Origin of the sequence: Hansschlegelia zhihuaiae (assembly GCF_004103825.1) — a bacterium.
GTDB classification, from domain to species: domain Bacteria; phylum Pseudomonadota; class Alphaproteobacteria; order Rhizobiales; family Methylopilaceae; genus Methylopila; species Methylopila zhihuaiae.
Genome location: NZ_RYFI01000022.1, coordinates 3,115 through 15,401, shown reverse-complemented (window position 1 = coordinate 15,401; position 12,287 = coordinate 3,115). Strand labels below are relative to the sequence as shown.

General features: G+C 67.6%; 5 protein-coding genes and 1 pseudogene. 3 read left to right on the top strand and 3 right to left on the bottom strand.

The genetic code is table 11. The features are described from left to right. Positions 1–61: 61 nt before the first annotated feature. The 3 genes and pseudogenes from EK403_RS18710 to EK403_RS18700 all read left to right on the top strand — a co-directional run bounded on the left by EK403_RS18710 (position 62) and on the right by EK403_RS18700 (position 3,255). Complete coding sequence (locus tag EK403_RS18710; RefSeq protein WP_128778983.1) at positions 62–784, top strand: hypothetical protein; 723 nt, start codon at positions 62–64, stop codon at positions 782–784. 642 nt (positions 785–1,426) lie between these two features. Beyond that, positions 1,427–1,738, top strand: a complete 312-nt coding sequence (locus EK403_RS18705; RefSeq protein WP_128778982.1) for a hypothetical protein — start codon at positions 1,427–1,429, stop codon at positions 1,736–1,738. 400 nt (positions 1,739–2,138) lie between these two features. After that, a pseudogene (locus EK403_RS18700) lies at positions 2,139–3,255 on the top strand (IS3 family transposase). A gap of 146 nt (positions 3,256–3,401) precedes the next feature. Here the strand turns inward: EK403_RS18700 and EK403_RS18695 are convergent. From EK403_RS18695 to EK403_RS18685, 3 genes are all read right to left on the bottom strand, one after another. Further along, entirely contained in the window at positions 3,402–4,598 is a 1,197-nt protein-coding gene (locus tag EK403_RS18695) for an extracellular catalytic domain type 1 short-chain-length polyhydroxyalkanoate depolymerase (protein WP_128778981.1), read from the bottom strand. Positions 4,599–4,628: 30 nt separating this feature from the next. Next, on the bottom strand, positions 4,629–5,045 hold the full coding sequence (locus tag EK403_RS18690) for a CopG family transcriptional regulator (protein WP_128778980.1): 417 nt from the start codon (positions 5,043–5,045) through the stop codon (positions 4,629–4,631). Between the two features lie 169 nt (positions 5,046–5,214). After that, positions 5,215–12,287 (bottom strand): GH36-type glycosyl hydrolase domain-containing protein (locus tag EK403_RS18685; protein ID WP_128779040.1); only part of this gene is annotated, 7,073 nt, incomplete at its 5' end.

Here is a 12,287-nt window from a genome sequence, read left to right as displayed (position 1 = left end):
GACGCGACGGCCGCCCTTCTGCGCAATTCTCCGCAGCGCTTCGCTCCACTGGAGGATGGTTATGCGGGTGATTCATTGCTTGGCGTCGCTTGGGGCGCTCGCGGCCATTCTGTTCGGCCAACCCGCCAAGGCTCAGTCGCCCGGACCCGAGCTGGTTTACACGCAGATCCAGCCATGTCGGGCGTTCGGGTCGATGCAAATCCCGAAGGGCCAGACCAGAAATCTCCAGATCACCGGAGCTGGCAATTTCGCGACCCAGGGCGGACCGGTCAGCGGCTGCGGAATCCCCGCTTCCGCCGAGGCCGTGTCGATATCTCTGTCCGCACGGTCGTCGAGCGTCGGCTTTCTGACCGCGTTCGCCCAGGGCGCGCCCCAACCGGGCGCAAACTCCCTGAGCTTCGGGGCGAACCAGACGCAGACCGCCGGCTCCATCGTGGCGGTTGGTTCTACGGGGCAAATCTCGATCAATGCCAGCCAGAGCGCGACGCTCTATGGCGACGTCACCGGATACTATGCGGCCCAGATCCGGGTCCGTGCTGATGGCGCCGGACAGGTTCAAAGCAAGACTGATCGAGTGTTGAGCGTGGAGAAGAGAGGCACCGGAAGTTATCGCGTGTTTGTCGATCGAGATGTCAGCGAGTGCGTAGGCGTAGCGAGCACGGCGGTCTCGATCTACGTGCCGGCGGTCGCTTCGGCGGGCTCGTTTATGGACGTTTACATAAGGAACGTCGCTGCCGATCAGGCGCTGACCAACGCGGGCTTTATGCTCCTGATTGCCTGCTAGAAGCCACGATCGCGAAGGCTGAACCTCCTGTCTGAAAGCTTGCTCGGAATACGCCGAGCGCCGCGCGCAGCGTCGGCTTAGCCGGCGGACGAATGCGGTCCGGAACAGCTCAGTCTAGCGCGGGTCGCGCCGGCGAACAACTGGCCGGCTCACGACCGCGACGTCCAGCGCCTCGGTTGACCGCTTGATCTCCCGAGGTCGACGCGGGAGCTTGGCCATGACGAGGAGGATGACCGTCGCCGCTTAAGAAGCAGTGATGGCTCGCCCGGCCATCGGCGTCGGGCTTTTTCGTATTGCACTCAGCCATTCATTGAAGATGCGCCGATTGGACCCATGTGGGGTCCATCGTCGGCAACGGGCATCCCCAGAGCGTCGACGGCTGAGAGTGCGCTTGCTCCCGCTCGTTACTGGCGGGAGAGGCGTCGTGGACCGCGAAACGCTATGGCTATCCGATCGCGCCGATCGCGCGATTGAGGCGGCGCGCGACTTGTGCGCTCAGTCGCGAGAGAGCAGGGCGCTGGCTCGTGAAAGCGCCGCGAGTCTCAGCGCTCGAGTGACAGAGTGGCTGGACACAGAGGTCTCAGATGCGCTCCGCGTGAGGAAAGCCGCAGCGGCGTGGCGTCCGGATCAAAGGCGGGGAGTTTGACGATGCAGGAATTTGTTGCCGCGCTGCTTTCGTTTTTCCTGATCGAACCCCTGCAGGCGGAGATGTCTGAGCGGTTCGGAAAGAGAGCTTCGCCCGAAGCCGTCGCAGGCGTTGCCGCCTGCATTCGGGAAGCGACGCCCGTCCTTATCCGCCAAGCCTCCGAGGATCCCTGGCAGACGGCGACCCACGTCTTCGGGATTTGGAGCGGCATGACGCCTCCCGAGGATATCCTCGCTCGGACCACCCCGGGCTGCGCACGAGCGATCGAGGTCGTGCGGTCCTCGGCGACGCAATCGAGCCGGGTCTAACGCCTCGAAAAGAGCGAGCCGCACCGAGACAATCGCCACACCACGCCGGCCGCCGCCCGTCTGAACGTCGGCCATGGCTTCGCGTCTCCCTCGCGCACCACGATCGCCGCGACGTCCTGACAACCGTCGGCGTAGACTGCGGCGACCGAGCGACGGTACCGGTCGGCGCCGCCGCGGGCCGTCAAGGCTGAGGTGATCCTCATGGACAAGGCGCTTTCAGATTTCATCGATCGGACAATGGGTGCGGGCGCCGAACCCGAGCTTCGCGATTTGCTCCTCAGCGAGCTGTCAAATTACTGCTATGAGAACTCGCTCTATGCTTCGACGCGAGGGTCTGAAGTTGACCTCCCGCCGAGATTCTTCTCCGTTTGAATGAGAGTTTTCCGGCTTTCTGACCCTGATGAGAAAGGAGCTGGCGACGAAGAAGTCGAAGTTTACGGAAGAGCAGATCTCGTATGCGCTGAAGCAGGCGGAGACGGGAAGGCCTGTGGCTGAGGGGATCCGGCGGATGGGGATTTCGGAGCAGACGTTCTATCGCTGGAAGAGCAAGTAGGGCGGCCTGGGCGTCGGCGAGCTGAGGCGGTTGAAGCAGCTCGAGGAGGAGAACGCCAAGCTGAAGCGGCTGGTGGCCGATCTCAGCCTCGACAAGCACATCCTGCAGGATGTCCTGGCAAGAAAAGTTTGAGGCCTGCCCGGCGGCGCGAGATCGTGCGTTACGTGCAGTCGGCCCATGGGGGCAGCGAACGGCGGAGCTGCGCCGTGCTGAACGCCCACCGGCGCATGGTGCGCTACCGCTCGGTCAAGGCCGATCAGACGCCTCTTCTGATGCGCATCCGCGATCTCGCGCGGGTCCGGGTGCGGTATGGCTATTTCCGGATCTACATCCTGCTGCGACGGGAGGGCCGGGCGGTGAACCACAAGCGGGTGCATCGGCTCTATCGCGAGGATGGCCTGGGCCTCAGGCTCAAGCGGCCGCGTCGGCACGTGACCGCGGCCATGCGGGAGGCCAGAACGCCGCCCGGCGCGCCGAACGACCTGTCGTCGATCGACTTCGTGTCCGACGCCCTGTTTGACGGCCGCCGGCTGCGGGCGCTGACGGTCGTCGATTCTTACACCCGCGAGGTGTTGAAGATCGAGGTCGACCAGGGGATCAAGCGCGAGCAGGTCGCGTTCGCCATGTGCGAGATCGCGGCGGTCCGCGGCGCCCCGAAGACGATCCGGGTCGACAACGGTCCGGAGTTCGTCTCGAAGACGCTCGACCGCTGGGCCTACGAGACGGCGTCACGCTCGACTTCTCGCGACCGGGCAAGCCGACCGATAACGCCTTCGTCGAAAGCTTCAACGGCAAGTTCCGGGCGGAATGCCTCGACGCCCATTGGTTCTTGTCGCTCGACGATGCTCGGGCCAAGATCGAGGCATGGCGGCGGGACTACAACGAGAGCCGGTCTCACACGTCCTTGGGCTGGATGACGCCCAACGAATTCGCCTCATTGGCCGGGGTTAACCCCGGCCAATGAGGCCCGGAGCCTCACATTCAGACCGGACACAAATCCGGGGGACCCTCAACGGGCTCGCCAACAACCGGACCTTCCTGGTGTCCGCAGAGGGGTCAGAAAATAACATTTCCAGTGGTGCGATAACATGCTCCCGTCCCCCGGACGCCTCAGCTCCGTAGGGTTTCGCGGAGGAAGAAGCGCATCATTTCCGCTGATGCGTCAGGACCGTTCGGATCGACATAGGTTCCGCCGGCGCGACCTCCGGACCACGCGTGACCCGCGTCGTCCACCAGCCAGCGCTCGGCGACCGTCTCGCCGGCAGGATCCGACACGACCGTGATGGTGGCGCCGCGTCGTCCGGACAGCCCTGCGACCTTTCGAGTGAAGACGGTCGCAGCGTCCGGCGTCGCTGCGTCCATAATCCGCTCGGCGTTCGACGGATGGACGGTCTTGTCGGCGCTGCCCTGGAACACGATGGCGCGCACCGCCCGTCGCCCGCCGCGTTTCGGATGCGTCGCCTTCGGGTCTCCACGCATCGTCGCGAAGGCCGAGACCACGTCCTTGGCGGCGTTGGTCGGGAGTCCGGAATGGACGCCGACGGCGGCGTAGAGTTCCGGATAGGTCTCGGCCATCACGGCCGCCATCGCGCCGCCGGCCGATAGCCCGGCTATGAAGACCTGTGCGGGATCGATTCCAAACTCGGCGACGATCTCCTGAGTGAGGCCCGCCAGGATCGCAGGCTCTCCGGCCCCCCGACGCTGGTCCTTCGGCTCGAACCAGTTCCAGCATGACGACGGGTTGTCCGACCGGGTCTGGCCGGGATAGGCGACCGCGAAACCCCGCGCTTCGGCGACCTCGTTCATACCTGTGCCGAGCGCGAAGTCGTTCGAGTTCTGCGTGCAGCCGTGCAGCATGATGACAAGTCCGCGCGGTCGCACGGCTGCAGAGGCCGGAACATAGAGCTTGTACGATCGGGATCCCGCCGCGCAGGAGAAGCTGCGGGTTTCGAAGCGGGCGCCATGCGGAATGGATGGCGCTCGCGTCTGCAGTCCCGAGGAGGCCATGCCCGGAAGTCCAGCGAAGGCGTCGGGATTCATCTGGTCCTGCCTGAGAGCGCATAGCGGGTCGCCGAGGGGGGCCCGCATGCGAGCGAGACGATCGGCGCCGCCGGCCGCGCTCGCGACGTCCTCTCGCGCCACCGATGACAGCAGCTCTTCGCGACGCGGCGTTGCGTCGTTCTCGACATTGTCGACGCGCGGACGACCGTTGAGGGCCTCCTGGATCAGCCGCGTGGCTTCGGCGAGGTTTTGGGCGCGCATCTGCTGCGACGCCCGGCGCATGGCCGTGGCGAATTGCGTGTTCATCACGATGATCCTTTTGGCGGGCGCGTTGCCCTACTGAATGCGATCGGCCAATGCGGCCTTGATCTCGGCGCTGGCTTGGAGCGCGCCGAGGACGGTGATGGAGCCGATGGTCGCGAGCGCGAGCTCCGAGGTCACGTCGGGCCCGATGCGGGCGAGGCCGACGACTTTGATGTGGAGCGTCTCGCCGGCGGCCCGTATCGCCTCGAGATCGGCGCGGGTGAAATCACGCAGGCCAAGTTCGAGCGTGTTCCGCGCGATCGACTGGCTGACGGCTTCGCCGTGGACGCCGAGCTGGTTGCGGATGGCGGTGCGGATGAAATCGGTGCGGTTCGAGTAGAACCCCTCCTGCACCAACAGGTCCACACGCCCCAGATCGACATGGCCGAGATTGACCGTGATCTTCTCGGTCTCGCCGCCTTTGTCACGAGTCGCTGGCGCTGAGGGCATCGCATTCTCCATCCGTCTGGATGGGATATGGATGTTAAATGGATGGCGCACAAGGGCTGGTTAGCGACCATCTCGCTGCAGGCCGAGGTTTTGGGAAAGCAGGAGAGCCGGCGCGAAGCCGGGGAGGTCCAAGCGCCCGAATTGAGGGCCGCCGAGCGTATCCCATTCCTCACGTTGGCGGCGCGGCCGCGCCGCCGACCGCCAGTGCTGCGAAGGACCGGTTTTCGACGCCTGCCCGGGCGCTCGGCAGGAACAATCTCGCTTCGTGCAGGCGCCCGTCGAGCGGGATGCGGATCCCGCCTGCGACGAGGTCGAGGCGCTGTCCATCCAATGTCGCGCGAGCGTCCGCCTCCGTGGTCCGGACGACGAACACCTTGCAGGAGGTTCCATCGACCGCGACCGTCGCCTCGAAACCGGGCCAGACGTCCGGAATGCAGGGGGCGATCCTCATCGCGTTCCCCTCCCGGGCGAGGCCGAGAATACCCTCGATCCCGGCGCGGTACATCCAGGCGGCAGAGCCCGTGTACCAGGTCCAGCCCCCGCGTCCTGCATGCGGCGTGACCGAATAGACGTCAGCCGCGACGACATAGGGCTCGACCTTATAGCGATCGACCGCAGCTGGGTCGCTCGCATGGCCGATGGGGTTGAGCATGGCGAACAGTTCGTGAGCCTTGGCGCCTTCGCCAAGCTCGGCGAAGGCGAGGATAGTCCACATCGCGGCGTGGCTGTACTGGCCGCCGTTCTCACGCAGTCCCGCCGGATACCCCTTGATGTAGCCGGGATCACGGGGTGTGGATGCGAAGGGCGGGTCGAACAGCACTGCGATGCGGTCGTCGCGGCGAATGAGATGGCGGTCGACCGATTCCATCGCTTGTTCGGCGCGCGCAGGGTCGGCGACGCCGGACAGCGCAGCCCAGGACTGCGCGATCGAGTCGATCCGGCATTCGTCGCTCGACGCCGAGCCGAGCCACGTACCGTCGTCGAAGGTCGCGCGACGGTACCACGCGCCATCCCAAGCCTCGCGCTCAATCGCGGCGCGGACCCGCTCCGCATGCGCCCGCCATCGTTCTGCGCGCAGGGGATCGCGGGCGTCGGCGAGCGGCGCGAACAGCGCGACCGTGCGAATGAACAGCCAGCCGAGCCACACGCTTTCGCCCCGGCCGCCCTCGCCGATGCGGTTCATGCCGTCGTTCCAATCGCCGGTTCCCATCAGTGGGAGGCCATGCGCGCCGGTCAGCACGACGCACTGGTCGAGACCGCGCGCGCAGTGCTCGAACACGGAGGCTCGCTCGCCGGAGTCCATCGGCTGGAAGAAGGCGTCATGTTCGCCGGGCTTGAGCTGCGGGCCGTCGAGGAACGCCGTCTCCTCGTCGAGCACGGCGGCGTCTCCGGACGTCGCCACATAGGTCGCGGCCGCATAGGCGAGCCACACCCGGTCGTCCGAGATGCGGGTGCGGACGCCCTGGCCGGAATGCGGCAGCCACCAATGCTGCACGTCGCCTTCCGGGAACTGCCGTCCTGCCGCGCGCAGAAGATGGCGGCGGGTCTCGGAGGGATCGGCGAACGACAGCGCCATGCCGTCCTGCATCTGGTCGCGGAACCCATAGGCGCCGCTCGCCTGATAGAAGCCCGAGCGCGCCCAGATCCGGCAGCCGAGCGCCTGATAGAGCAGCCAGCCGTTCAGCATGATGTCCATCGCCCTGTCGGGCGTGCGGACCTGCACGGCGCCCAGCAGCGTGCTCCACCGATCCGTCGCCTGCGCCAACGCGTCGTCGAGATCGGCGTCGCGATAACGCAGGACGAGCGCGCGCGCGTCTTCGTCGGACCGGCACTGGCCGAGCAGCCAAACGACCTCGACGCTCTCGTGGGCGGCCAGGACAACCACCGTCGACAGCACCGCGCAGGGGTCGAGACCGGCACCGACCGCCCCGAAAAGCGGCGCGGCGCGGAACAGGGCGGCCGGCGCGTCGGATCCGCCATGGCGGCCGAGGAACTCCGTGCGATCGCCCGTCCATGCGGTCTGTCGGCCCCCAAAATCGGCGAACGCGACGCGTCCCGGGAAGGCCGATCCCCAGGGGCTGCGAGCGAACAGCGCGCCGGTCGCCGCGTCGATCCCGGTGACGACGAACGGCGCCCCGCTGGCCCGCGACGTCCCCAGCGCCCATTCGGCGAAGGCGGTGACCGACAGACGGCGCGGCCGTCCAGACGTGTTGCGGAGCCTCAGACGCGAAATCTTGATCGGGTCAGCGACGGCCACGTATTGCGTCAGCTCTAGCGCGACGCCGTTCGCCTCATGCTCGAACCGGCTGTAGCCGAAGCCGTGGCGGGCGACGTAGAGACCGCCGTCGCAGATCGGCTGCGCCGTCGGGGTCCAGACCTCGCCTGTCTCGTCGTCGCGGACGTAGATCGCCTCGCCGGCGGGGTCCGCGACCGGGTCGTTGGACCACGGCGTCAGCTGGTTCTCGCGGCTGTTTTCCGACCATGTGAAGCCGCTGCCGCCCGCCGAGACATGGAACCCGAACGCCGGATTGGCGATCACGTTGATCCAGGGGGCGGGCGTGGTCCGGCCACCATCGAGGATCGTGACGTATTCCCGGCCGTCTTTGGCGAAGCCGCCGAGGCCGTTGAAGAATTCCAGACCTTCGGAGGCTCGGGCCGCCGCCGACGACGAGCCTCTCGCAAGCGGCTTCGGACGCTCGCCAGGCTCCGGACGCGGAAGCGACGCCGGAAGCCGGGACATCTGCGCCGAAATGGGACCGCGCCGGGCGACCAGCACGACACGGGCGACCGACAGAACCAGGTCGCGGGCTTCGGCGGTGAGGAGATCGGCGCGCAGCGCATGGACGGAACCTTGCGCGGGCGCGTCGCCCAGGCGCGGGCGAGACTGGCTGCTGCGGACCGCCGTGTCGATCGCGACCTGAAGGTCCTGGAGATAGGACGAGGCGTGCTCGTTGATGATGACGAGATCCACGCTGATGCGCTTGATCCGCCAGTATTCATGCGCTCGCAGAAGCTGGCGGACCTGCTCCATATCCTCGACGTCGTCGATCCGGAGCAGGACGATCGGCAGGTCGCCCGAGATCGCGTGCGGCCAGAGCCCGGACTGCGGACCCGCGCCCCGCTCGATCACGTCTGACGTCGCGCGAAAGCGTGGGTCAGGATAGAGCAGCGGCGCCGCAAGCCGCTGGAAATCGGCCGCCTCATCGGCGGTCACATCGAGGTGGCGAAGCTGAACCTGAGCCTGCGTCCAGGCCAGCGTCTTCGCGCGGTCGAAGGCGCTCCGGTCGAGATGCGCGTCGACGAGATCGAGCAACGTCTCGCGCGACGTCGCAGCCATCGTCCAGAACGCGACGCGGACGACGCCGCCGGGTTCTACGGACACCCGGCGACGAATGGAAAAGACAGGGTCGAGCACTGCGCCGACCGTGTTCGACAGCGGACTTTCGGCGCGCCTCGCGAACGCGTCGCGCGGCGCGAGGCTCCGGCCGAGGAACCGAGCGCGGTCGGTCTCGTGCTGCGGATCGGCCGAGGCTTCGCCTTCGACGACCGCGAAATGCGCGGCGCAGACCGCCGGTTCGCCATGCGCCCGGGGCCGGCGCGTCGCCACCAGCGCGCCGAACTCGGCCAGATGTTCGGTCTCGACGAAGAGTTTCGCGAAAGCCGGATGCGCGGCGTCGGCCGCCGGCGGCGCGAGCACGATCTCGGCGTAGGAGGTCAGCTCGACCTCGAACGCGGCGCGTCCCGCGTTCGTCAGCGTGACGCGTCGGACCTCGCCGTCGACCTCGCCCGAGACGATGACCTCCATGGTCGTGGTGAGCGGCCCGTCGCGGCGGATGAAGGTCGCCTGATCTTCGCCGAACACGACTTCCTGGTGATCCGCGGGCGAGCCGATGGGCTGCGCGCCGGCCGACCAGACCCGACCGCTTCCGACGTCACGCAGGATGACGAACGATCCGAGATCGTCGCGCGTCGCGTCGGCTCGCCAGCGGGTCACGGCGAGATCCCGCCAGCGGCTGTAGCCTGTCCCGTCCGCCGTCAATATCACGGCGTAGCGGCCGTTCGACAGCACATGGGTGACGGGCGCGCCGCCCGTGGCCGGCGTGACATGCCGCGCGGCGAAGGCCCCGAGGGTCTCTTTGACCGAGGCCTTGACCTCCTCGGCCCGCGGCTGGGCGACGGCGACGTCGCGCGGCATGCGCTCCTGCATCAGCAGTTCGGAGGCCTGAATCATCGGTTCGCGGTGGAACCGGGCGCGCATGCGGCCGTCCTGCAGGACATTCGCGATCGAGACGATCGTCATGCCCTGATGGTGGGCCATGTAGTTGCGTACGAGCGCGAGCTTGGCGCCCTTCGGCAGACGCGCTCGCGTGAAGTCGAGCGCCTCGTAAAACCCGTAGCGGCCGGTTGCGCCCATCTCGGCCAGAAGGGCGAAATTGGCGCGGGCGCCTTGCGGATCGACCATGGCCGCGAGCCCCGTCGCATAGGGCGCGACGACGACGTTCTCAGCCAGCCCACGCTTCAGGCCGAGTCCCGGCACGCCGAAGTTGAGGTACTGGTAGGTGAATTCGAGGTCGCGGGCGTTGTAGGCGGATTCCGAGACGCCCCACGGGATCCCGAGCGAGCGCCCGTACTCCTGCTGACGGCGCACCACGAGCCGGTTGGTCTCGTCGAGAAGGCTTCCGGCCGGCGCGCGCATGACGAGCGACGGCATCAGATACTCGAACATCGACCCAGACCAGGAGATCAGCGCGGAGCCGCCGCCGATGGGAGTGGCGGTCCGGCCGAGGCGGAACCAGTGCCGGGTCAGGACGTCGCCCTTGGCGATGGCGAACAGGCTCGCGAGGCGCGCCTCGGAGGCGAGCAGGTCGTAGCAGCTCGGATCCAGCCGGTTGTCCGCGAGCGAATATCCGATCGAGAGCAGCTTTCGCTCGGGATCGAGCAGGAAGGCGAAGTCCATCGCAAGCGCGGTCGCGCGGGCCATGGTCGCGATGGCGGCCAGCCGGTCGCCGATCGCGGAGCCGTCGACCGCAAGATCGCGGGCATGCTCGGTCGCGGCGCGGGCGAACGCTCCGATCCAGAAGCCGAAATCCGACGCGTGCTCGCTGTCCGCCGGTGGCGGACGCTCCTGAGCGATCTTCGCGGCCTTGTCCGCGAGGCGCGTCAGAACGGGCGCAAGCACCGGGATCGCGACCGCACCCTTCAGATGGGCGTCTATCTCGTCAAGGATCGCGCTGGCCTGACCGACTCGCGCGCCGCCGGCGTAAGGCGGCGTCGCGAGCGCCTGGCGCGCGAACTCCAGATCGTCGCCAAGCCCCTGCCGCGCATTGGGCGAGACAGGCTCGGCCGCCCACTCCTCGCAGGCCTGCGCAAGCGCGATGAGATGACCTGCGAAATTGCCGCTATCGACCGTCGAGACGTAGGCCGGGAGGAGCGCGTCGCATCTTTCGGTGCCGTACCAATTCAGGAAATGGCCGCGGTGCCGCTGAAGCGAACGGAGCGACGCGAGGGTCGCCTCGATCCGCTCGACCGTCGCGGTCGTCCCCGCCCATCCGAAGTCGCGCGCCGCCACGGCGGACAACAGATAAAGGCCGATGTTGGTAGGCGACGTTCGGCGTGCGACGACGGGGCGAGGATCTTCCTGGAAGTTGTCCGGCGGCAGCATGTTGTCCGCCGGCGTCACGAAGGTCTCGAAGAAGCGCCATGTCCGCCGGCCGATCAGCCGGAGCTCGACGGCGTCGTCCGCCGAAAGCGCAAGCGCCGCAGACGCGCTTGGAGCGCGGCTGATCCAGAGCGCGATCGCAGGTGCCGCGGCCCAGGCGATCGCAAACGGCAGGATCAGCGCCCAGGAGCCCGGAGCAAGGGCCAAGCAGAGCGCGGCGAGCCCAAGTCCGAGGCCTGTTCCGCCGGCCATCATCCGGTAGAAGCCGGGCAGATTCAGCCTCGGGGCTGCCGTCGACTGGGCTGCCGTCGTCCATTCGAGCAGCAGACGCCGCGTCCAGAACACGCGTGTGAGCGTGCGCAGGATCGCGTCGCCCATGCGCCACGCCTGGTCGGGCAGAAAGGCCAGCGAGAGCCCGACCTGCGTCGCCGCGAGCCGCAGGTCGGCGAGAAGCATTCGGTTGTGGTTGCCGATATGGATCCCCGACCGGCTCGGCACGACCGCGAAGAGCAGATGAAGCGCCGCCGGAATGGCGAGCGCCGCGATCACGAACAGCACGCCCCACAGCGCCGCGGGCGGCGGCGACAGCCAGCACGCGGCGAGCGTCGCCATCGTGGCCGGAGCGACCAGCGAACGACGGAGATTATCCAGCATCTTCCCGCGCCCCACCGACGGAATGCCGGAACGCCCCTGCGCGACGCCGAGAATCCAGGGCAGCAGCTGCCAGTCGCCGCGCGTCCATCGGTGCTGGCGGCGCGCCGCCACGTCGTATCGGGCGGGAAAGTCCTCGATCACCTCGACATCGGATGCGAGGCCCGCCCGGGCGAACACGCCCTCGAACAGGTCGTGGCTCAGCATCGCGTTATCGGGCGTGCGCCCTGCGAGCGTCGCCTCGAAAGCGTCGACGTCGTAGATTCCTTTGCCCGTGTAGGAGCCTTCTCCGAACAGGTCCTGATAGACGTCGGAGACCGCGGCCGCGTAGGGGTCGATGCCGCCGGGCGCCGAAAATGCGCGCTGATAGGCCGAGCCTTCGCGTCCGATCGGCAGCGAGGGCGTGACCCGAGGCTGCAGGATGCCGTAGCCGCCGACGACCCGCTGCCCGACCGCATCGAAGGTCGGCCGGTTCAGCGGGTGAGCCATCTTCCCGATCAGCCGGATGGCGGCGTCGCGCGGCAGCCTCGTATCGGCGTCGAGCGTGATGACGTAGCGAACGCCGGTGGGGACATGCGGCGGGCGGCCGTCGACTGGCAAAAAGGTCGTGTCGGTCGCGCCGCGCAGCAGCCGGTTCAGTTCGTGCAGCTTGCCGCGCTTCCGCTCCCAGCCCATCCAGACGCCTTCATCGACGTTGAACAGTCGCCGTCGATGGAGATGCAGGAAGCGATCGCCGCCGGCGGTCGGCCCGTGGAGCCGGTTCAACCGCGCGATCGCCTCGCTGGCGACTGCGAGCAGCGCCGCGTCGCCGTCGAGGGTCTCTTCTCTCGCGTCCACGCCGTCGGACACGAGGGCGAAGGACAGGTCTCCGCCGGCGCCCGCGAGGTGATGGATTTCGAGCCTGCCGATCTGCTCCAGCAGATCCGCCTCGC

Bases quoted from the DNA above. Each gene is read 5' to 3' on its own strand.
- EK403_RS18710 (WP_128778983.1), top strand. From the start codon at position 62: ATGCGGGTGATTCATTGCTTGGCGTCGCTTGGGGCGCTCGCGGCCATT.
- EK403_RS18695 (WP_128778981.1), bottom strand. From the start codon at position 4,598: ATGAACACGCAATTCGCCACGGCCATGCGCCGGGCGTCGCAGCAGATG.
- EK403_RS18690 (WP_128778980.1), bottom strand. From the start codon at position 5,045: ATGCCCTCAGCGCCAGCGACTCGTGACAAAGGCGGCGAGACCGAGAAG.